Raw genomic sequence first — 22,272 nt, 5'->3', positions numbered from 1 at the left:
CCTAGTACATCCTGATTTTTTAACCGTACCGTAGCGATACGGCACACACGCTTAATCCACATGGGCAAGCAACACTCTTCCGGCGACAACACGCCAAACCGCCGCGGCCGTACTACGGGCCGTCCATCCGGCAACTTCAATGGGCCTGATGGCCCCCGCAAATTCACGCAGCCTGGCCGTGAGCGCAACGAGCGCACAGGCGGCAACCCCCGCTTCGGCAATGACGATGCGCGTGGTGAGCGTCCATCCTTTGGGCGTACTGGCAACAGCAGCGGCTTTGGTGGTCCCAAGAAATTCGGCAGCGCCGGCGGCTTTGGCGGCCCTAAGAAGTTTGGAGCTACTGGTGGTGGTGCTGCCCGTGGTAACGAAGGCCGTCCTGGTGGCTTTGGCCAGCGTGGTGGCCGCGACTTCGGTGGCAACGACTCGCGTCGTTTTGATGACCGCAACGACCGTCGGTCATCGGGTTTTGGCCGAGATGAACGCCGGGAAGAGCGTCGTGATGAGCGTCCTATTCAGAACTTTGAAAACAAGCAAACCTGGGGTGGTCAGCCTTACCGCGGTCAGGAGGGTAGGCCAGCCGTTCCTCGCGGCTTGCCCGGCGAGCGGAACCGTAAGTTTGTAAAGCAGAACCCTAACGAGCCAGAACAGCCGCGCCCCAGCAACTTACGCCCCCGCGACAACGAGGAACGCCCGGAGCGCGAAAGCTTTGGAGGCGACCGGCAGGTTCGACCAGCTCGTCCGTTCGACTTCCGGGGCCGCCCCGAAGGCTTGGAAGACCAACGCCCTGAGCGTGCTCCGCGCCCCGAAGGCAACTTCCGCGATGACCGGGAAGAGAAGCGCGAGTTTGGTAGCCGCAAGCCCCAAGGCTTTGGTGGCGAGCGCCGCGAAGGCGGGTTTGGTGGTGGCAGCTTCGGCGAGAAGCGCACTGCACGCCCCGGTTCCTTTAGCGGGGATAAGCGTGAGGGCCGCTCGTTCGGCTCCGACCGCCGGGAAAGCGGTGCTGGCGACAAGCGCAGCTTCGGAGCTGACCGTAGGGACAGCCGCGGTGGTGCTCAGGAGCGCCCTCGTCGGGCCCACGATGAGTTTGTAGGCCGTGGTGAGCAGGCTCCAAACTCGAACCAAGCTGGCAAGCGCAAGTATGGTGAAGTGGAAGGGGTCGCACCTGACTACAAGAACCTCAAATTCTACGAGGAAGATAAAAACCGTGGCAACAAGCGCCGTCGGGAAGAGGAAGAAGGAGGCGCCGACGAAGTACGGCTGAACCGCTACATAGCTAACGCTGGCATCTGCTCCCGCCGCGAAGCTGATTCGCTGATTGCTGCGGGTGAGATTAAGGTAAATGGTGAGGTAGTAACGGAAATGGGCTACAAAGTGCAGCCCTCCGATACGGTGCAGTATGGTAAGACCAACCTCAATCGGGAGAAGCTGGTGTACGTGCTGCTGAACAAGCCCAAGGATTACCTAACCACCACCGATGACCCCGAAGGTCGCCGTACAGTAATGGAACTGGTGAAGAACGCTTCTAAGGAGCGCGTTTTCCCGGTAGGCCGCCTCGACCGCAACACGACGGGCCTGCTACTCTTCACCAACGATGGAGAGGTAGCGCAGAAACTCTCGCACCCGTCGCACCGCAACAAAAAGATTTACCAGGTAGAGCTGGACAAGCCGCTTACAGAGGAGCACCTAAAGCAGATTGCGGCCGGTGTGGAGCTGGAAGATGGCAAAGCCGAAGTGGATGACGTGGCCGTAGTGGCCGGTAACCCGCACTTCGTGGGTGTAGAAATCCATATTGGCCGTAACCGCATTGTGCGCCGCATTTTTGAGCACTTGGGCTACGATGTAGTAACCCTGGACCGGGTGCAGTATGCGGGCCTGACCAAGAAAGACCTGCCCCGCGGCAAATGGCGCTTCCTCAATGAAAAGGAAGTGATTCGATTGAAGTATTTTATGTAGGAACGCAACCGCCTGCCTAGCGGGCGGCTCTTAGCGGTACGGCGTAAGCAAAAAATGATGAGCTGCTGGTCATTGACTCAAGTACAGCTCATCATTTTTTGCTTCCTACCTTGCACTTCTCTACCTGACCCTCCCTTATTTCGTGCGCACACTTTCTCTTGACATTGGCAACACGGCAGTTAAGTATGGCTGCTTTGAGGCAGATGTACTCTTGGAGTCAGCAGTGGGCCAAACGCCGGAGCAGGTGTGGGAAGCCGTAACACGGTTGCAGCCTCAGCATGGGGTAGTAGCTTCGGTGGCCGAACCAACAGCTGCGTGGGCTACAAAACTGCGCAGTATGGTGCCCGGGACGGTTCTGGAGTTTGCGCCGGCTAGCACTTCGCTGCCTATTCGCAATGGGTATGCTACGCCGCACACCCTAGGCGCCGACCGGCTGGCTGCCGCCGTGGGAGCTGCGTGGCTCTTGCCTGGCCGCGACGTGGTTATTGTAGATGCCGGTACGGCCATCAAGTGTGATCTAGTAGAACGCGAACCTGTTTTCCGGGGAGGAAGTATTGCGCCGGGCCTAGGCATGCGTTTTCAGGCGCTTCATACGTTTACGGGTCGGCTTCCTTTGGTTGCCATGCCAGAGGGCGCCTCAGCCGCTACTCTGCCGCTTACCGGCGATACTACTGAGGCGGCTATTCGTAGCGGCGTGCTGAACGGCGCGGTGGCAGAAGTAAACGGTATGCTGGCCGAGTATAAGGCGCAGTTTCCGCAGCTGGCCGTAGTGCTGGCCGGTGGCGACGCCCGCTTTTTCCAAGCCCGGCTGAAAGGCCCTATCTTTGTTGTTCCGGAGCTCGTGCTGATTGGGCTCCACCGAATTTTAGTACACCATGTCTCAACCTAACTTCACCGGCCTGGCCGGTGGTCTTTCGCTGCTGGGTTTGCTGGCGGCTGCGCCAACTGTGCAGGGGCAGGGCCTCGGCAACTCGCCCTACTCACGCCTCGGCCTCGGCGATGCCAGCCTCAACACCGGCGGTGTGCGGCAGATGGGCATGGGTGGCGTGGGGGTGGCAGCCCCCAACAGTGTAAACGTAAACGAGATGAACCCGGCGTTGCTGTACTACACCGTCCGGACAACCTTTGAAGGCGGCTATTCTGCTCAGTTCAAAACTCTCAGCAACTCGGTTAGCCGCCAGCGGACGGGCTCGGCAAACCTGAGCTACCTAGCATTAGCCGTGCCCATCACGCGGCGGTGGGCCGGCGCCATTGGTCTGAAACCCTACAGCACCGTCGATTACGAATCCGTAACGCGCGACAACAGCGTAGTTGGTGACCCTACGGCGTTGGTTGAGAAGACGTACAAGGGTAGTGGCGGGCTAGCCGAAGCTTATATGAGCCATGCCGTCCGGTTGGCCAAAGGCTTTTCAGCGGGTGTTTCAGCGGGCTACATATTTGGCAGCATCGATCAGGAAGCAGGAACGCGCATCGCCTCTAGCGCCACTGCACTGGAAATTGCCAACTCCGATATTTATCAGCAGCACGTGCGCTACTCCGATTTTGCTTTCCGGGCCGGAGCGCACTACCGGGGTAAGTTCACGGATAAGCTCAACTATAACCTGGGTGGCACCTACAGCTTCCGCTCTAACCTCGACGGCGAACGGGACATAAACCTACTCCGCCAAGACGCAACGGGTGTGCAAACCTCCTCTATTGCGCTAGAAACTGAAACGGGTGGTAAAGCACGCGTGCCAGCTCTCACCCAAATTGGTATCAGCCTCGACAATAACCGCAGCTGGAGCCTTAATCTGGAAGGGTCGCACCAGCAGTGGTCGAAGTTCCAGGCCTTCGGGGATCAGGGCGGTACCGCCGGGGTGCTGCTTAGTGATACCTACCGCGGCGGAATAGGAGGGGAGTTAACTCCCGATGCTACTTCCGTAGATAACTACTTTAAGCGCGTAACCTACCGCGTTGGCCTGAGTGCCGCGCAGCAGCCTTACCGCCCCGGAGGCAATACACTCTACGACCGCTCAGTTAGCTGGGGTTTTGCGCTACCGCTGCCTACCGCCACCCCGCTGGATGCTACAACCATTAACCTAGCGTTTACTTATGGTAAGCGCGGCAACACGGATGTGCAGCAACTCCCTAGCGGCGTAACGGAGCGCAACGTGCAAGAAAACTACGTTCGGATGCAGTTAGGCGTGAGCCTAAACAACCGGTGGTTTATCAAGCGTCGCATCGAATAGTACCGCTGCTATGAAGGTGATGCCCTTTTCCTTTCTGGCTGCCACTCTTGCGGGGGCAGTTGCGCTAGCCGGTTGTCATAAACAGGAAGATGAAAAGTTGGTGGCCAAAAAAATCACCTACAAAGGGCCGCTGGTTGAAACCCAGAACGTATTGATGCTGGTCAGTGACTCAGCCAAACTGCGTATCCGTCTGACGGCTCCCTTGGAGCAGCAGTTTGAAAGCGGCGATATGGTGTACCCGAAAGGGGTGAAGCTGACTTTTCTGGGAGAAGACGGACAGGAGGTAGTGAACACCATCATCGGCAACTACGGTAAGTTCGAGAAGGCCAAAAACCTGTATACCATGCGTGGCAGCGTGCAGGTAATGAATGTGCCCAAGCAGCAGCGCATGAACACGGAGGAAGCTTTCTATGACAAGCAGAAAGCTTCTATCTACACCAAAGAGCAGACGGCCATTCGGGTTACTACCCCTACGGAAGTGCTAACTGGCCGCGGGCTCACGGCCAACCAGGATTTCTCGCGCTACCGTATCCTGACGCCTACCGGTGTGTTTACGCTGCAAAACGCACCGACGGCTACTCCCGCACCACCTAGCCGCTAACCATCACACCATGAAACGATTCTGGGACCCCGGCATCAGCCGCACCATTCTTTTCGTCTTGGGGGTAGTGACCTTTGTCATTGCCACCTATCAGACGCTGGCCACGGGCGGCATGGAAGGGTTATATGCCAACTACCCCCTGTATATGCTTTCCTTTGGCTTTATTATAGGATTGCGCTACCTCCGCCAGCGCGATAAAGTGGCTGCTGCTGAAGCCGAAGCTGCCCGCAAAGCGACACAGGCCACCACCCGAAAACCCGCCAAGCCCAAGAAAAAACGCTAGAGAATACTAGCCCTTCAACGGGCTCAAACCGAAGGACCTTCTGCGTCTGGGTAGCTGTTCGAACCGGATGGCTGCTTTGGAGCCAGGAGGTCTTTTGTGCTTCTTCACGATGCATGTAGTACTCAAAGGCGCACTTCAGTGAGGAATATTACCGCTCCTAGGTCAATCTATCTGCTCAAGGCCTTTGCATTTCATTATCTAATGCCCATCTTTTTTGGTTATTTTGCACCTCATTTCCACTTTTCTACTGCGCTTTTCTTCAAGTAAATGGCATTAATCAACACGATTCGAGAAAAATCGGGCTGGGCGGTCGGGGCCATCATCATCGGCCTGCTGCTCTTTATGCTGGGAGGCGACTTCCTGTATGGCCGTAGCAGCATCTTCAACAGCAACGATATGACCGTTGGCGAAGTAGCTGGTGAAAAGGTGGAGTACGATGAGTTCAACAACACCCTGGAGCAGGCTAAGCAAGCCTTTGTTGCCCAGCAGCAGCGTCAGCCCGACGATCAAGCCCAAGGCTACCTGCGCGACCAGGCCTGGAACCAGATCATCTACCGCATTGCATTCCAGAAAGAGTTTGATCGGTTGGGCCTGAAAGTGTCGGACGAGGAGCTGACGGAGATGGTGCAGGGTGAAAATCCTCACCCTAGCATTCGGCAGGCCTTCACGGACCCTCAGACCGGGCAGTTCAACCGCACCAAAGTAATTGAGTACCTGCGCAACCTCGACAAGATAGATCCGCAGGCGAAGGCAGCCTTCCTGAACTTTGAAGCCAACTTGGGCCCAGAGCGTCTGGCTGTGAAGTACAACAACCTGCTCAAGCTGAGCACCTACGTTACCTCGGCTGAAGCCAAGCGTTTCGATCAGGCGCAGAACACCCGCGCGAATGTGCGCTACCTGATTGTGCCTTACTTCTCGGTTTCTGACTCGAGCGTGAAAGTGAGCAACGAGCAACTGCAGGCGTACCTCGACAAAAACAAAAGCCGCTACCAGGTAGAGGACGGCCGGAGCATTGAGTACGTTTCGATTCCGGTAACGGCTTCCGTAGAAGACAGCACTACCATCAAGAAAACGGTTGACGAGCTAGCCACCCAGTTTGCTTCGGCGCCGGTTGATTCGGTTTTCGTGAAGCTGAACTCGGATGCTCCTGCCAGCCCCGCTTTCCTTTCGCCGGCTGATATGCCTGAGAAGCTGCGTGCTCAGCTACCCCTGCAGGTAGGCAAAGTGTATGGCCCCTACGCCGAAAACGGCACCTACTCGCTTTACAAAGTATCGAGCCAGAAAGCCGGTGCACAGGCTGCCGCTCGTGCCAGCCACATTCTAATTAAGGCGGATGCTACTACGCCGGAGGCCGATGCCGCGGCCAAAGCCAAGGCAACGGAAGTACTGAACAAAATCAAAGGCGGTGCTGATTTCGCGGAAATGGCACGCCAATACGGTACAGATGGTACTACGGCTACCGGCGGCGACCTAGGCTGGTTCCAGCAGGGCCGTATGGTACCGGAGTTTGAGAAAGCCGTATTTGGGGCTACCTCGGCCGGCTTGCTGCCGAACCTGGTGAAGACCTCATTTGGCTACCACATTGTGAAAATCACGGCTCCTAAAACCGCGCAGACCTACCAGGTGGCTACCGTGCAAAAGAGCATTCAGCCTACCGACGCTACCCGCGACGCGGCCTACCAGAAAGCTCAGCAGCTGAAAGGCGCCGCTACCGATCTGGCTTCGTTCCGCAGCGCTGTAGCGAAAGACAAGAGCCTGCAGAAAGTAGAAGCCAAAGGCCTTGGCCGCGGCGACCAAGCTGTAAATAACCTGCAAGGTGCTCGCCAGTTGGTGCGTTGGGCCTACGGCATCAACCCAGAAGGCTCGCCTACCAAAGTAGGTGACGTTTCAGAGGTGTTCGAAATCGGTGACCAGTACGTAATTGCGGTTCTGACCGGTGAGCGCAGCAAAGGCACCGCCGATGTAGCCAGCGTTAAGCCTGAAATCACGGCCCTGGTTCGCAACGAGCTGAAAGCCGAGCAGATCATGAAGAAGCTAAACGCATCGAAAGGCACGCTGGAGCAGATTGCTCAGGCATACGGTAACGGGGCACAGGTAAAAACTGCTGATGGCGTTACCATTGGTCAGGGCCTGATTCCGGGCCTCGGCAATGAGCCCGTTGCTGTTGGCAAAGCCTTCGGCTTGAAGCCCGGTCAGAAATCGGCGCCATTTGCCGGTGAGCAAGGCGTGCTGATTGTGGAGCCTGTAAGCGTGCAGCCTGCTACCAACGCTACCGATGTGAAAGCGGTGCGTCAGCAGCTGGCCGCTCAGCGCGTAGCCCGCACCGACGGCCTCACCTACGAAGCCATCAAGCGGCAAGCCAACATCAAGGACAACCGCACGAAGTTCTTCTAAGCCGCGCGGCCTCCTAGTAAATGCAAAAGGGCCGTACCTTAGGGTGCGGCCCTTTTTTGTGCTCCTGAGGGCCAGCGAAATAACAGCTATTGTTGTTTCGCTTATCTCACTAGGTCCTGCTAAGCATCAAACTCATCTTTCTAGTGTCTCTGCTTCCGGCACTCTGCCCCGGGTTTTTCCGTTATCCGCTTATGAAGAAATCGTTGGGTTCGGTTGTGCGCCTAGGCAGCCTGGCGCTACTGCTAGTTGGAGGGGTGCAGGTTACGCCTGCCCTAGCACAGACAAATGAAGACAGCAGCATTAAGCTGGCCCGCGAGTATGAGCGGCAGGGGGAGCATGAGAAGGCGGCCTTTCTGTTTGGGCGGTTGCGCGCCGATGAGCAGGTAGCGGCCACTATCTTGCCCGACTATGTAGCCGCATTGCAGGCCCTCAAGCGCGATAAGGAAGCAGAGAAACTAGTGAAGCGTGCCCAACGCCAGCGCCCCGATGATGCCGCACTAGGAGTGATGCTAGGCCAGGTGTATGCCAAAGCCGGTGAACAAAGCAACGCCCAAAAGCAATGGGAAAAAGCCTTGGCTCAGCTAACCAGCGCCCAGGTGGTACAGGTTGCTACAGAGTTTCAGAAGCTGAACTTGCCGGAGTGGGCGACGCGGACCTACCTGCGAGGCCGTGAGCTGGCCAAAAACGACCATGAGTTTGCGCCCCAGCTTATTCAGCTCTACACCCAAAGCGGGCAGAACGATAAGCTCATGACCGAAACCCTGCGCCTAGTGCAGCAGGATGAGCAGCAGTTACCCTTCGTTCGCAACATGCTCCAGAACAGTCTGCAAGACGACAAGGACTTTGCCGTATTGGAGAAGGAATTGCTAGGGCTGGTGCAGAAAAACCCCGAGCGCACCGTGTACAGTGAACTGCTGTTGTGGCTGCAAGTGCAGCGCCGCGACTTCACAGGGGCGCTGGTGCAAGCCAAAGCCCTCGACCGCCGAGAGCGTTCGGAAGGGCAACGCGTGCTGGAGGTGGCCGAAATTGCCCGCCGCAACAAAGACTACGAAAGCGCCATCAGTGGCTATGAGTATGTAGTGCGCGAATACCGCGGCAAACCGTTCTACGCCCTGGCCCGCCAGCGCCTGGTGCAAACGCGGGAAGACCAAGTGCGTACCACGTATCCGGTGCAGGTGGCGCAGTTGCGGAGTTTGCTGCAGGAATATCAACAGGTGCTAACTGACTTGGGCCGGACGCCGGAAACTGCGCCGGTGCTACGTAGCATGGCCGCGTTGCAGGCATTCCAGCTCGATGAGAAAGAGGCCGCCATCAAGCTTCTGAATGAGGTGATTGACATGCCGCGGGCCAGTATTGATGTGGTGGATCAGGCCAAAATTGACCTAGCCGATATTTTCCTGCTCCGCAGTGAGCCATGGGAGGCCACTCTCTTGTACTCGCAAGTAGAAAAGTCGCACAAGGATACGCCCCTGGGCTACGATGCCAAGCTACGCAATGCCCGCCTGAGCTACTTTGCCGGCGACTTTAAGCTAGCCCAGTCGCACCTGGACATTCTCAAGCAGGCAACCAGCCGCGAAATAGCCAACGATGCCATGCAGCTCAGCCTGCTCATCACTGACAATACCGCTATGGACACCGCCGGCGTAGCCCTGCGCGATTATGCTATGGTGGAGCAGCAGGTGTTCCAGAACAAGATTCCGGAAGCCTTACGTGGGCTGGATGCGCTCCTGCAGAAATACCCCGGCCACGCGCTGCAGGATGATGCCTGGTACCTGAAAGCACAGTTGCAGCGCCGCACCGGCGACTACGCTGGCGCCCTAGGTACGCTGGAGCGCATAACCGGCAACCCGAAGTACGATGTTCTCAGCGACGACGCGCTGTTTCTGGCCGCCAGCATTCAGGAAGAAAATCTGCGCGACTCCGAAAAAGCGCAGCAGCTCTATAACCAAGTGCTAACCAAGTACCCCGGCAGTATTTACGTGGCCGAAGCCCGCAAACGCTTCCGCAAGCTGCGCGGCGACGTAGTAAATTAAAGTAGTGGCATAGTTAGCTTCAGCCAACGCAATGGGGTAGTATGGCCGTGCTTTACCGGTTTGGGCCGGCATCAGGCCTAGTAGAAGTAGCCGCCCGCCGCAAGGTTTTAACGGCCATTCAAACCGTTGAGTACCCAGCCGATCTGATAAATTCATAGGAATATGGGAGGGGAAATACGGCGGCAAACGCGGTTTTTCTTCGTACTTTTGAAGGTATAGCCCACTGTGGGTACCTGTCAGATTATGGAAAAACGGTGGATTCGCAAGCCTGCGCCCGACGCTGAAACAGTACGGCACCTGGCCGACGCCCTGCGCGTCAACGAGGCTATCATTTCCCTGCTCTGCCAGCGAAAAGTGTGCACCTTCGAGGAGGCGCGTGCCTTTTTCCGCCCCGCCCTCGATACCCTGCCCGATCCGCTTCTGATGCGTGACATGGACCGCGCCGTTGACCGGTTGGTCCGGGCCCTGCACCTAGGCGAGCGGGTTCTCGTGTTTGGCGACTATGACGTGGACGGGACTACCTCTGTAGCGCTGGTATACAGCTACTTGCGTCAGTTTTTCGGCCCCGAGCGCATCGACTATTACATTCCGGACCGCTACAAAGAAGGCTACGGCATTTCTGACGCGGGTATCGACTTTGCGGCGGAGCACGGCTACCAGCTGATTATTGCGCTTGACTGCGGCGTGAAGGCCGTGGAGAAGATAGCCTACGCCAACACGCGCGGCGTCGACTTTATCATCTGTGACCACCACTTGCCCGGGGCCGAGCTGCCGGCCGCAATAGCCGTACTGGACCCCAAGCGCGCTGATTGTGCCTACCCGTTTAAGGAGCTCTCCGGCTGTGGCGTGGGGTTCAAGTTAATGCAGGCGTTTACGCAGCACCAAGGCTTGCCCGAAGATGACTTGTACGAGCTGCTGGACCTAGTAGCCGTAAGCATTGCCGCTGATATCGTACCCATCTATGGCGAGAACCGAACGCTGGCCTACCACGGCCTGCGCCTCATCAACGACCGCACCCGGCCCCAGCGCCCCGGCTTGGATGCGCTGCGGGAGCTAGCGGGCCTACAAATGGCCGAGCTGAATATTAGCAGCTTGGTATTCGGGTTTGCGCCGCGTATTAATGCCGCTGGCCGTATGGGTGATGCCAAGCGCTCCGTGGCCATGCTGCTAGCCGAAAGCACCGCCGAAGCTGTAGAGAAGGCCGGAGTTGTGGACAAGACCAACCAGGAGCGCCGCGGCTTCGATACCAGCATCACGAAGGAAGCGCTGGAAATGATTGAGCAGGACGACCTGCTCCGCTCGGCCCGCACCACCGTGCTGTTCAAAGAAGACTGGCACAAAGGGGTGGTGGGCATTGTGGCGTCGCGCTGTCTGGATAAGTATTACCGGCCTACCATCATCCTCACTGAAAGCAACGGCAAAGCTACCGGCTCGGCCCGCTCCGTGGTGGGGTTTGATGTACACCAGGCCATTGAAGAGTGCGCGGAACTGCTCGACCAGTTTGGCGGCCACATGTACGCCGCGGGCCTCACGCTACCCGTGGAGAATGTGCCGGCCTTCCGCGAGAAGTTTGAACGCATTGTAGCCGGGCGCATCTTGCCTGAGCAGCTCATTCCGCCCGTCGAAATCGACTACACCATCAACCTGAGCGACATCACGCCATCGTTTTTCCGGCTGCTGAGCCAGATGGAGCCGTTCGGCCCCGGCAACCCAAACCCTGTGTTTGCCTCCAAGCAGGTGTACGTTACCCCCGACTCAGCGCGGATTGTGGGCAACTCGCACCTCAAGCTTACCCTCACGCAAGATGGTCGCCATACCGTGGATGCCATTGGCTTCGGGCTAGGGGAGTACCACGAGCAAATTCTGCAGGGGCAGCCCTTTAGCGTGTGCTATACCGTGGAAATGAACGAGTTCCGAGGCGTGAAAAACCTGCAGCTGCGCGTAAAGGATATTCGCTGGGAGTAAGGTATGTTCCCAGAAATGGAGCGTAGGTACTAGCTCCGCCTTTTACCCAAACCCCCTAAAAAACAACTGACACCACCCCCTTCCAACGCTAGAGGAGGTGATGTCAGATGAGGCTAGGCATGGTGCGCAACAGCGGCTAACGTACCGGGGCTATTAGGTACCGCTTGCTGCCCAAATTGAAATACCCGTCGCGCACGTAGGTGCCATAAATGGCATTAGATGTGGCACCGTTCGCCTCAGCCAGGTTCTGGGGACGGTTCAGGCTCAGCCAGAGGGTAGTGCCGTTAAGCCGCCGCTCACGTAGAACCGGCTGGCCTTTTAGACGAGCAACGTAGCGCTCTGCCACTTGGCCATTGCGACGATACACTGTTTTCTGCTCCCAGACCAAATTGCGTTTTGACCGATTTTCTGGGAGATTCTGCGCGTACGCCGGAATCACGTAGCCCCTGATGATGTGGCGGCGGGCACCCATGCGAGGCGCTTTCACGATAAATCCAGTGCGCTGCAACAGCTCGGCGCGGGTAGCTGCCGCAACTTGCATCAGGGAGTCGCGGGCAGTGGTGGCCCGGGCTTGATCCGTAATTACCTGGGCCACGGAGGTTTGAAATCCGGCCAGCAGCATAGCAAGGGGTAAAATTCTTTTAATCATGTAACGATATAGAAAAGGAAGAGGAATACGGCCAGCCGCAGCACGACTGTCGAGTTGGCCACGGGACAAAAACAGCGCCAATAGTGGCTACACGGGCTTTGTAACCTCTCCCTTTTCGTTGCTGCTCCACCACGCCCAGGCCATGAGCACTGCCTGCAACGGTAGCCGCAGCCACAGCGCCCACACTGGCACTGGCAGGCCCGCGCCGTGCGTTTGGAGCATATACACATTGGCCGGAAATACCGCTATCAGCAAGAGAATCAGGCCCCAGCCGGCCAGTCGACGGGTTGCTGGTAGCAGCAGGCCTAGTCCGCCCGCTAGCTCCGCGGCTCCGCTCAGGTACACCAGCAGCAGGGGCGCTGGCAGGTAGAGAGGCACAATGCGGAGAAAACCGGCAGGAACCACAAAATGCAGGATGCCCGCCCCAATAAACAGGAAGGCCAAGACGTAGCAGCTGATGTTCCGGAGGCTAGGCATATATCTTTTCTGGTGAGCTAGGGCACAGTTGGGTTGCCAGAAGGGCCTAGGGTGCCAAGGTAGCCCAACTATACGCAAGGTCTTCTAACAAATAAGCGTAGCCGAAGGCCCCGCAGCAATGCGTACCTTGGTCGCGGCGTTATCTGCCATTCAACTATCTATTTTGCTTCGATGAAGACGTTTTATCTGGCCCTAGGGCTAGGACTAACTGCAGCCGGCACGGCTGCCGCCCAGCAGCCCGCTGGCTATCAAATTAACCTCGACTTACAGAACGTCCAGAGCGACCGGGTGCGGGTAGTAATCAACACGCCGGACGTGAAGGAGCCACAAGCTACGTATGTCATTCCCTCAGTAGTGCCCGGCTCGTACTCCAAGAAAGACTACGGCCGCTTCGTTACCGATTTCAAAGCCTTCAACAAGCAAGGCAAGCGCTTGAAAGTGCGCAACAGCGGCCCCAACCTATTTATCATTGACGGAGCCCAGAAGTTAGCCCGGTTAGAGTACCTAGTAGATGACACCTGGGACGCCAAGCAGGATGACTCGTTTATCTTCCAGCCCGGAGGCACCAACATCGATGCCGGCCGCAACTTTACCATCAACCACTACGGGTTTTATGGCTACCTCGAAGGCTACAAGATGCAGCCCTACCAGGTAACCGTGCAGAAACCCACTGAACTGTACGGCGCCACGGCCCTCACGGTGCGCCGCGAGTCGCCAACGCAGGACGTATACACGGCCCCCGATTACGTGACTCTGGCCGATGGCCCCATTCTGTACGCCAAGCCCGATACGGCCAGCTTCAGCACGGGTGGTGCGCGTATTTCGGTGGCGGTGCTGTCGGAAAGCGGGGTGGTGAAAGCCGCGGACGTAAGCCAGATGTTGCGGCCGATGTCGGAGGCCCTCACCAAGTTCTTTGGCAAGATGCCGGTACCCCGCTACCAGTTCTTGTTTTACTTCCCTAGCCTGACTTCGCCGCTCAACAGCAAAAACGGCGGCTACGGTGCCATGGAGCACAGCTACTCCTCGCTCTATTTCCTACCCGAAATTCCGGATTCCGAGCGCTTGCGCAGTATGGTGCTGGAAGTGGCTTCGCACGAGTTTCTGCACATGTTGGCCCCGCTGAACATCCACAGCCGCGAAATCGGGGAGTTTGACTTCCGCAACCCCAAAATGTCGCAGCACTTGTGGTTATATGAGGGCGTAACAGAGTACGTATCGCAGCTGGTGCAGGTGCGCGGCGGAATTACTACCCCCGAAGAATTCCGCAACCGCATCAAGGACAAGATTGATAAGGCCGACAAGTTTGAAAACGTGTCGTTTACGGAAATGAGCCGCCTGATTCTGGAGCCTCCGTACAAAGACATGTATGGCAATGTGTACGAGAAAGGCGCCTTGATTGGGTTGCTGCTCGATATCCGCATCCGGGAGCTCAGCCAGAACCGTCAAACCCTGCGCGACGTGCTGCTGGCCCTGCGTGAGAAGTACGGTCCCACCCGCTCGTTCGAGGACAAAGACCTGATTCCGGAAATCGTGGCCCTCACCAACCCCGAGATTCAGCAGTTTTTCACGCGCTATGTGCAAGGCAAGGAGCCGCTTCCGCTGGCTGAGTACCTCGGCAAAATTGGGTGGACGTATGCTCCCGTTGGTCAGGCGAAAGTGAAGGCGTTCGGTAGCCTGGGTTTTGCCTACGATGCGGATAAAGACCAGTTCCGGGCCGTAAAAACCAAGGCCGATGAAAACGCCTTTGGCCTGAATGAAGGCGACGTTATTGTAGCGGTGAATGGCCAGGCCGTCACCATGCAGTCCGCCGAAAAACTGCTGCGTCCCTTGGTAGAGCCAAAAACTGCCGATCCGGTGCGCGTGAAGTTTCGCAGTACGGCTTCCGGTCCCGAGAAGGAAAAGCAAGCCACTCCCCGCGAGTTTGATATTGAAGTGAAAAACCTGGTAGAAGACGTGCATACCCCCACGCCTACGCAGCAAGCGCTGCAGGATGGGTTGCTGAAAGGATAGGAGCTAGCAAGCGGGCCACATGCTCTCGTAGGTGACCCGCTCTCCGCTCGTATTGGTTTCTCACGCCGTCACCTTCTTACCTTTGCTTGCATGATTCTTCGAGCTGAACACCTGGTCAAGAAATACAAAGCGCGCACCGTTGTCAACGACATGTCGTTGCACGTGGAGCAGGGCGAGATTGTGGGCTTGCTGGGGCCAAACGGTGCGGGCAAAACCACCTCGTTCTACATGACCGTGGGCATGGTGAAGCCGAACTCCGGCCGCGTATTTCTCGATGACCGGGACATTACCAATTTGCCCATCTACCAGCGGGCCCGCCTGGGCATTGGCTATCTGGCGCAGGAAGCTTCTGTTTTCCGCGACCTGACGGTGGAAGAGAACGTGCTGTCGGTGCTGGAAATGACGAACATGCCAAAGCAGGCCCAGCGCGACAAGGTAGAGGAACTTCTCAACGAATTTAGCCTGACGCACGTGCGCAAAAACCTGGGCCGCGTGCTCAGTGGTGGCGAGCGGCGCCGCACCGAAATTGCCCGGGCCCTGGCCGTCGACCCAAAATTTGTGCTGCTGGATGAGCCTTTCGCCGGCGTCGACCCGATTGCGGTAGAGGAAATTCAGGGCATTGTGGCCAAGCTCAAGCACAAGAACATCGGTATTCTTATCACCGACCACAACGTGAACGAAACGCTCAGCATCGTTGATAGGGCCTACCTGCTCTTCGAGGGCAAACTGCTGAAGGCCGGTACCGCCGAAGAGTTAGCCGAAGATGAGATGGTACGCCGCGTGTACTTGGGCAAGCATTTTGAGTTGAAGCGGAAAGTATAGCTAGTAACTAGCCCGAGCATCGGCTTCAAGAGTAAAGCAAGGGTAGTACTCAGCGAGTTGGCTCGCATTGGCTGCTGCGGCTAAAGCCCTTGTTCCAGGGCTGCATCAATTTCCGGTAACTTTCCTCGGCTGCCTAAGGTAGAGAGAACCCCATCCTTGCTTACTCGCTATGTCCCACCTGTTCTTGCGTCGTCGTGATTAGTACTCTTCTGACCTGGGCTGTACAGCGGCGGTTGGCCAACGTGGAGCACATCCGACAGTATCCGCACGAGGCGCAACAACAGGTTTTACAGGGTCTGCTGCGCACCGCTCGCGCCACTGAATGGGGCCAACGGTATGGCTTTGCAGATGGCCTTACGGCCCGTGGGTTTGCCCAGCGCGTGCCCATCAGCAGCTACGAAGAACTGTACCCGGAACTAGAGCGGGTGCTGCGCGGAGAGGCTGATGTGCTGTGGCCCGGCCCGGTGCAGTGGTTTGCCAAGAGCAGCGGCACCACTAACGCCCGCAGCAAATTTATTCCCGTCACGCGCGAGTCGTTGCAGGAAGGCCACTATCGCGCCGGTCGCGATATGACGGCGCTAGCCACGTTGTACTACCCCGAGGTCAATATTCTGGGCGGCAAAACCCTTTCACTAGGGGGTACGCACAGCCCAAACCCCTTCCGTACCCCCGATGCCGGTTCACGGGTCGGCGACGTATCGGCCGTAATTATGCAGAACCTGCCGGGCTGGGCCGAGTTTGTGCGTACGCCACCGCTGGAGCTGGCCCTGCTGGATGAGTGGGAGGAAAAGATTGAGCGTATTGCCCGCCACGTGCAGGACGTAGATGTGCGCGTGCTGGCCGGCGTACCTACCTGGATGATTGTGCTACTGCGCCGCGTGACGGAGCTGGCTGGCGCCGCTTCTATTCTGGAGGTGTGGCCCAAGCTAGGTCTGTTTTTGCACGGAGCCGTGGCGTTTGGGCCCTACCGGGAGTTATTTCGCCAGCTGATTCCGAGCTCACAGATGAACTATCTGGAGGTGTACAACGCCTCCGAAGGCTATCTCGCCCTGCAGGACGAACCCAACTCCGAGGAGTTGCTGCTGTTGCTCAACCACGGTATTTACTATGAGTTTCTGCCGCCCGACCAATGGGATGTAGCCGAACCACAAGCCATTGGCCTGGAAGACGTGGTGCTGGGCCAAACGTACGCCCTCATCATCAGTACTAACGCGGGCCTGTGGCGCTACAAAATCGGCGACACGGTGCGCTTCACGTCGCTGGCACCCTACCGCATCCGGATTTCCGGCCGCACCAAGCACTTTCTCAATGCCTTTGGCGAAGAAGTGGTGGTAGAAAACGCCGATGCCGCCATTGCCGCCGCCTGCCTGGCTACCAGCACCACCGTCCGCGACTATACCGCCGCCCCCATCTACTTTTCCTCCGATGATGGTGCCTCGCGCGGGGGCCACCAATGGCTCGTGGAGTTCACGCAACCTCCCGCCGATGTGCAGGCATTCGCCACTGTGCTCGATAATACGTTGCGCCAACTCAACTCCGACTACGACGCCAAGCGCCACCGCGACCTTGCTCTTACACCGCCGCAACTCACCGTAGCGCCAAGCGGCACGTTTGAGCGGTGGTTGGCCTTCAAAGGCAAGCTAGGCGGCCAGCACAAGGTTCCCCGGCTTAGCAATTCCAGGGAGCTGCTGGATGAAATTCTGGAACAACTAAAAAAATAGTTATACATTCCGGAGCTAACTAATCCTTATCTCCGATGCATGTACTAAACAGATACCTTGGTCTTTACCTGAACAGACAGGTAACGTTTGTAATGCTGCTGTTACTAGGCTTGCTGGGCTCCGGATGCGTACACGTGCGGTCTGGCCCCGTCGGTTTCTGGTCGCGTAACCGCTTCGACCGTGGTGGCGAGCAACGGCACGGGCCTTGGCGCGAGTACTACGATAAAGAGGAACAGCAGCTAGCTACCCGGGGCCGATACCGGCACGGGCTACCGGCAGGAAAGTGGCGCACGTACCAGCCCAGCGGCTCCCTGGAGCGCACCGAGAAATTCTACCGCCGTCCGTACGGGCTGGTAACCATCAGCTACTTCCACCCCAATAACCAACTAGCCAAGCAAGGCCAGGCCCGGTACCGAGCTGAGCCTAGTGGCGCACGTTTTTTCTGGTTTGGCGAATGGAAATGCTACTCAACAACCGGTCAGCGGCTCCCCTCAGAATGGTACCACGAAGGCGTGAAAGTGCAGGCCACTTCCGCACACCCCAATCTAGATAAGATTCAAAATCGTAAATAGTACATGCGTGCTGCCCAAATTGGATTGGGGCTGCTGCTACTTGCTTTTTGGGGCTGGGAAATTTAGCTATTCCATCAACTGAGTAAGGATATATAGGTTAGTGCAGTACTTGGCTTATTTGCATAAAAATACTTTTCAAATACTGGATTTTTAATAGAAAGTAGATTATCTTTTCCCATCCGTTCTATCTCACAATCCCACCTATGTCAGTTACTTCTCCCTCTTACCGTTCCAGCGACGGTAGACGTCGCCGGCGACGGTCACAAACCGATGATAAGGAATCTGAGCGCGGTACCAGCTTCGCCGTAGGCATACTGGGGCTGCTGCTGTTGGCGCTCCTAGCCAGCCTCGGGGTTATTGCAGCCTCCTTCAGCGGCTAGTTCTCGTCAGCCTGTTATAATACAAGGGCCCTGCCAGCGGAATTGCTCCACCGGCAGGGCCATTCGTTTACTAGGGTAGGCAAGGTGCGGAACCCTGGCTTTCTATTGATCCATAACGCCGCCTACCAGATTGCCAAATAGCCCACCGCTTTCTTTGCGGGCATTACCGCCGGTAGGAGCCAAGGCCTGAATGAGCTTCTTCACGGGCATCGACTGCAGCCATACGCGGCCCGTGCCCCGCAGCGTAGCCAGCAGCAGGCCTTCGCCCCCGAATATCATTGATTTCAACCCACCCGCCCGGACGATGTTGAAGTCGATGCCCGGCTCGAAGGCTACTACACAGCCCGTATCAACGCGCAGCAGTTCGTTGTTGAGGCGCTTTTCGATGATGGTGCCACCGGCGTGAATGAAGGCCTTGCCGTCGCCGGTTATCTTCTGCAGAATAAAGCCTTCGCCCCCAAACAGGCCGGCACCCAGTTTCTGATTGAAATGAATGGCCATTTTGGTGCCCCTCGCGGCAGCTAAAAAGCCGTCCTTCTGCACAATCAGGCCCTGCGGCAGCTCGCGTAAGTCAATGGGGATGATGGTGCCGGGGTAAGGGGCAGAAAAGGCTACGTGGGCTTTGCCATAGCCACCGCGGTGCGTAAAGTGCGTCATGAACAGCGACTCGCCGGTAATCAGGCGTGTACCGGCCGAGAAAAGTTTGCCCATTAGGCCTTGATCGGGCTCGGAGCCGTCCCCCATTTTAGTTTCGAAGGCAATGGCTTCCGACATGTATACCATGGCCCCTGCTTCGGCAATAACGGTTTCGTTGGGGTCAAGCTCTACTTCCAATACCTGAATATCCGTACCAAGGATTTTGTAGTCAACGTCGTGGGATTGCATAAAAGGACCTGAGGTATGAAGGATGAAATACTACCCCCAAGTATAGCAAAAGCCGCATAGAAATGGGCGGCTGCCACCGTCCAATCAGCATAAAGAGCCTTTCCTTACCTATAGCACCCAATAATTCCGGTGGGCACAGAGGTAAGAAAAGGCTCTTGGTACTAGGTATCAAACGGGCGTAAACCTACTCCTCGTCGTCGTCTTTTGGTAAGTCAACGTCGGGCTCAGCTTCTGCTTTTGGGCCTTTTTTCTTAGCCTCGCGGCTGGTGCGGCGCATAAAGTCCTCATCCGACTCTTCGGGCTCCTGCACGCCTTCTTCCAGCGGGAAGTCTTCTTCCTCGTCCTTTTCGCCAAATTGCCCATCCCGGTTTACCAGTTTCTTATCCCGCACATGGCGATTCAGAAACAGATTAATATCCTCGATGGAATAATTTGAGGTGATTTCGCCGAGCGGATTTACTTTAATCTCAAAGCCTTCCAGCTCCTTATGCACCCGAGCCTTTTTCTCGGGGTCGTTTTTCTTCTTTTTGGGGTTGACTGGTTTTTTGGCCATGATAGTATAGGCAATAGTCGGTTCAACAGCAGGTGGCCTACGGAACAAGCAGGCCTGAAGATGGTAGTACGAGGCCACCCGCCAGCCGGTTGATGCGGAGACTCAGAACCAGATACTAAACCGCACGCCACCAACAAAAAAGCCTGCCCGACACATACGGTCGGGCAGGCCTTTCACCAACAGTTTAAGAAGCTACGGAGCCTAGGCGGGCAGCTGAGCCAATGCCTGCTGTAGGCGGGCTGCCGTTTCCTGGGTACCCAAAATGCTCATGATGTGCATGAGATCGGGGCCGGCGCCGGCGCCCGTTACGGCCACACGTAGTGCTTGCAGCACCTGCCCAATTTTGATGCCTTGGCGCTCCAGCACTTGCGTCAGCAGGTTCTTGATGCCTTCGGGGGTTGTGTCAGAGGTGGTGGGTAGCTCCTGGGCAAACTCGGCAAGCGCCGCGGCCACCTGGGCGTTCCATTTCTTGCTGATTACCTGCTCATCGTAGCTAGTGGGGCGCTGGAAGAAAATCTGCGCTTCCTTGGCCAAGTCGGCGGGGAAGGTAGCGCGCTCTTTTACTAGGGCAGCAATCTGCTCGGCCTTGTCGGCGGCAACTTCCACGCCCTGGGCCTGCAGGCTGGCGGTGAGGTAGCCTGCTAGTTCAGCATCCGGTTTCGCCCGCAGATACTGCTCGTTGTACCAGCGCACTTTATTCTGGTCGAAGCGGGCCGGCGACTTACTCACGCGCTCAATCGAGAAAGCCTCAATCAGCTCGTCCATGGTGAACAGTTCCTGCTGCGAGCCGGGGTTCCAGCCCAGGAAAGCCAGGAAGTTGATAAAGGCCTCGGGCAGATAACCGCTTTCGCGGTAGCCGCTGCTCACGGTTGGCTCGCCGGTTTCGGCATCTTTGCCGTGCCACTCCAGCGGGAATACCGGGAAGCCTAGTCGGTCGCCGTCGCGCTTGCTGAGCTTGCCGGTACCATCGGGCTTCAGCAGCAGCGGCAAGTGGGCAAACTGAGGCATGGTGTCATCCCAACCCAGGTAGCGGTACAGCAGCACGTGCAAAGGCGCGGAAGGCAGCCACTCTTCACCCCGAATTACGTGGGTGATTTCCATCAGATGGTCATCGACGATGTTGGCCAAATGGTAGGTTGGCATGCCATCAGACTTCATCAGCACTTTATCATCTACCGACGACGAGTGCACTACCACCCAACCACGAATGAGGTCGTTGAAGCGGATTTCCTCTTTGCGGGGTACTTTCAGGCGGATAACATACTGCGCACCGCTGTCCAGCAACTGCTTTACTTCCTCGGCGGGCAAGGTAAGCGAGTTGCGCATTTGGGCGCGCGTGATGCTGTTGTACTGTGGGTTAGGCACCTTGGCGGCCGTGAGGCGCGCGCGCATGGCGTCTAGGTCCTCGGGGGTATCAAAGGCATAGTAGGCATGGCCGCTGTCAATCAGCTGCTGGGCATACTGCATGTACATGGGCTTACGCTCACTCTGGCGGTAGGGGGCATGCGGGCCACCGTTCCAGGGGCTTTCGTCCAGCGTGATGCCGCACCACTCCAGGCTCTGACGGATGTAATCCTCGGCGCCGGGTACAAAGCGGTTCTGGTCGGTGTCCTCAATGCGAAGCAGCATTTTGCCACCCAGCTTGCGGGCCAACAGATAGTTATATAGCGCAGTGCGCACGCCGCCAATGTGCAGCGGCCCGGTGGGGCTGGGTGCAAAACGTACCCGTACTTCTCTTTCCATACAAACAGCTAATTCTCACGTCCGATTCAGGTCCGAAACGCGCCGCAAAGGTAGGTAATTAGCAGGGGAGCTAACAGGATATAAAATTGGCATTAGAAGCAGAATGCCTAAGCTATTCCACCTCCTGATGCGGCATTGCTTAGCTAATCACTAGGTCGTACTTACTGAGCAACCCCGGTAGGCCTTCCAAGCTGAAGCGAGCTTGTTTCATCTCGTTCTGTTCCGGGTCTAGCAGTACCTCCTGTGCCGTTCGAAAGTCGGCGCCAATCAGGCGAGTCCGGCTAAACACGGCGCGGCGCAACTGGCAGTTATGAAAAACGGCTCCGGAAAGGTCAGTTTGCGTGAAATTGGCTTCTTGTAATGAGCAGCCTACGAAGCGGGTATTGGGCATGACTTTACCGTGAAAAGAGGCATAGTCGAGCTGACACTTATCAAAGTGTACTCCGAACAGCATATCCCGGCACACCTCAAACTGCACGCCCAGCAGCTTGCAGCCTTCAAAGGCTACATTCTGAAGCGAAGCATTGGCAATAGTGCTGCCTGCCAGGTTGCAGTTCTCAAATAGGCAGTCGCTGAACAGGCGGCCGGCCAAATCAGCTTGACTTAAATCAAACCCAATGAAGTGGTAGTGCTCAAACTCCTTCTGGCCCACTAGCTCCGGAGGCATGGCGCGCGTGAGCACGTTTTGCGGCGGAAAATTACTAGGCTTAGCAAGGAGCTTAATCGGCTTGCGAGTCGTAGGGCGCCGCATCTACTCCTGATTCTTGAAACGAAGCCAAAGCACCAGCCCCAGCAAGGTTATGCCGCCCCGGATTAGCCAAGCCGTAGTCGGGCCCCAGGTTGTAATCCAGTCCAGTAACGGAAACCGGAAATTAGCCGGCAGCAGTAACGGCGCCAGCATGGAAAGTAGGCCCGCCAGAAACAGAAATATGCCCAGCTCTTTCATACAGGATAAGAAGTAGAATGATGAGGTAAGAAGGAAGAGTAGAAAAGCCGCAACGAG

The 22,272-nt window shown here is 57.0% G+C and carries 19 protein-coding genes; 12 read left to right on the top strand and 7 right to left on the bottom strand.

Translation table 11 applies throughout. The features are described 5' to 3' along the window. The first annotated feature begins 60 nt into the window (after positions 1 to 60). From ACYVHC_RS08055 to recJ, 8 genes are all read left to right on the top strand, one after another. Positions 61 to 1,953 carry a pseudouridine synthase gene (locus ACYVHC_RS08055; RefSeq protein ID WP_460613178.1) on the top strand — a complete coding sequence of 631 codons (1,893 nt, stop codon included), beginning with the start codon at positions 61 to 63 and terminating at the stop codon, positions 1,951 to 1,953. A gap of 142 nt (positions 1,954 to 2,095) precedes the next feature. Continuing rightward, a complete protein-coding gene (locus tag ACYVHC_RS08050; RefSeq protein WP_460613177.1) occupies positions 2,096 to 2,842 on the top strand; it encodes a type III pantothenate kinase in 747 nt (248 codons plus the stop codon). Then, positions 2,829 to 4,181 carry a hypothetical protein gene (locus ACYVHC_RS08045; RefSeq protein ID WP_460613176.1) on the top strand — a complete coding sequence of 451 codons (1,353 nt, stop codon included), beginning with the start codon at positions 2,829 to 2,831 and terminating at the stop codon, positions 4,179 to 4,181. The genes ACYVHC_RS08050 and ACYVHC_RS08045 overlap by 14 nt, the downstream gene beginning before the upstream one ends. Before the next feature lie 19 nt (positions 4,182 to 4,200). After that, positions 4,201 to 4,782, top strand: a complete 582-nt coding sequence (lptC, locus tag ACYVHC_RS08040) for an LPS export ABC transporter periplasmic protein LptC (RefSeq protein WP_460613175.1) — start codon at positions 4,201 to 4,203, stop codon at positions 4,780 to 4,782. Positions 4,783 to 4,792: 10 nt separating this feature from the next. Continuing rightward, on the top strand, positions 4,793 to 5,065 hold the full coding sequence (locus ACYVHC_RS08035) for a hypothetical protein (RefSeq protein ID WP_460613174.1): 273 nt from the start codon (positions 4,793 to 4,795) through the stop codon (positions 5,063 to 5,065). A 267-nt stretch (positions 5,066 to 5,332) separates the two neighbouring features. After that, the gene (locus ACYVHC_RS08030) at positions 5,333 to 7,459 is read left to right on the top strand and encodes a SurA N-terminal domain-containing protein (RefSeq protein WP_460613173.1); all 2,127 of its coding nucleotides are present in this window, start codon (positions 5,333 to 5,335) and stop codon (positions 7,457 to 7,459) included. Between the two features lie 191 nt (positions 7,460 to 7,650). Next, on the top strand, positions 7,651 to 9,492 hold the full coding sequence (locus ACYVHC_RS08025) for a tetratricopeptide repeat protein (protein WP_460613172.1): 1,842 nt from the start codon (positions 7,651 to 7,653) through the stop codon (positions 9,490 to 9,492). 243 nt (positions 9,493 to 9,735) lie between these two features. Next, a complete protein-coding gene (recJ, locus tag ACYVHC_RS08020) occupies positions 9,736 to 11,457 on the top strand; it encodes a single-stranded-DNA-specific exonuclease RecJ (RefSeq protein ID WP_460613171.1) in 1,722 nt (573 codons plus the stop codon). A gap of 136 nt (positions 11,458 to 11,593) precedes the next feature. Here recJ and ACYVHC_RS08015 read toward each other — a convergent pair whose 3' ends face one another. Both ACYVHC_RS08015 and ACYVHC_RS08010 read right to left on the bottom strand, forming a co-directional pair. After that, on the bottom strand, positions 11,594 to 12,106 hold the full coding sequence (locus tag ACYVHC_RS08015; RefSeq protein WP_460613170.1) for a hypothetical protein: 513 nt from the start codon (positions 12,104 to 12,106) through the stop codon (positions 11,594 to 11,596). Between the two features lie 87 nt (positions 12,107 to 12,193). Then, positions 12,194 to 12,583, bottom strand: coding sequence for a DoxX family protein (locus ACYVHC_RS08010; RefSeq protein ID WP_460613169.1), 390 nt, complete (start codon positions 12,581 to 12,583; stop codon positions 12,194 to 12,196). Positions 12,584 to 12,754: 171 nt separating this feature from the next. Between ACYVHC_RS08010 and ACYVHC_RS08005 the strand changes: the two genes are divergently transcribed. From ACYVHC_RS08005 to ACYVHC_RS07990, 4 genes are all read left to right on the top strand, one after another. Next, positions 12,755 to 14,593, top strand: a complete 1,839-nt coding sequence (locus ACYVHC_RS08005; RefSeq protein WP_460613168.1) for a M61 metallopeptidase family protein — start codon at positions 12,755 to 12,757, stop codon at positions 14,591 to 14,593. Positions 14,594 to 14,683: 90 nt separating this feature from the next. Further along, entirely contained in the window at positions 14,684 to 15,415 is a 732-nt protein-coding gene (gene lptB / locus ACYVHC_RS08000; RefSeq protein ID WP_460613167.1) for an LPS export ABC transporter ATP-binding protein, read from the top strand. A gap of 194 nt (positions 15,416 to 15,609) precedes the next feature. After that, positions 15,610 to 17,136: a GH3 auxin-responsive promoter family protein gene (locus ACYVHC_RS07995; RefSeq protein WP_460613166.1), complete on the top strand. Its 1,527-nt coding sequence runs from the start codon at positions 15,610 to 15,612 to the stop codon at positions 17,134 to 17,136. A gap of 92 nt (positions 17,137 to 17,228) precedes the next feature. After that, complete coding sequence (locus tag ACYVHC_RS07990; RefSeq protein WP_460613165.1) at positions 17,229 to 17,708, top strand: toxin-antitoxin system YwqK family antitoxin; 480 nt, start codon at positions 17,229 to 17,231, stop codon at positions 17,706 to 17,708. Between the two features lie 482 nt (positions 17,709 to 18,190). Here ACYVHC_RS07990 and ACYVHC_RS07985 read toward each other — a convergent pair whose 3' ends face one another. From ACYVHC_RS07985 to ACYVHC_RS07965, 5 genes are all read right to left on the bottom strand, one after another. Continuing rightward, positions 18,191 to 18,973, bottom strand: a complete 783-nt coding sequence (locus tag ACYVHC_RS07985) for an AIM24 family protein (RefSeq protein ID WP_460613164.1) — start codon at positions 18,971 to 18,973, stop codon at positions 18,191 to 18,193. Positions 18,974 to 19,157: 184 nt separating this feature from the next. Continuing rightward, positions 19,158 to 19,526 carry a hypothetical protein gene (locus ACYVHC_RS07980; RefSeq protein ID WP_460613163.1) on the bottom strand — a complete coding sequence of 123 codons (369 nt, stop codon included), beginning with the start codon at positions 19,524 to 19,526 and terminating at the stop codon, positions 19,158 to 19,160. Between the two features lie 201 nt (positions 19,527 to 19,727). Further along, complete coding sequence (gltX, locus tag ACYVHC_RS07975; protein WP_460613162.1) at positions 19,728 to 21,269, bottom strand: glutamate--tRNA ligase; 1,542 nt, start codon at positions 21,267 to 21,269, stop codon at positions 19,728 to 19,730. A gap of 139 nt (positions 21,270 to 21,408) precedes the next feature. Then, positions 21,409 to 22,020, bottom strand: coding sequence for a pentapeptide repeat-containing protein (locus tag ACYVHC_RS07970; RefSeq protein ID WP_460613161.1), 612 nt, complete (start codon positions 22,018 to 22,020; stop codon positions 21,409 to 21,411). After that, positions 22,021 to 22,215 (bottom strand): hypothetical protein, encoded by a 195-nt coding sequence (locus tag ACYVHC_RS07965; RefSeq protein WP_460613160.1) that lies wholly within the window; start codon positions 22,213 to 22,215, stop codon positions 22,021 to 22,023. Positions 22,216 to 22,272: the final 57 nt, after the last annotated feature.

Source organism: Hymenobacter seoulensis (assembly GCF_054780535.1).
This window is presented reverse-complemented; position numbering and strand designations above follow the sequence as displayed.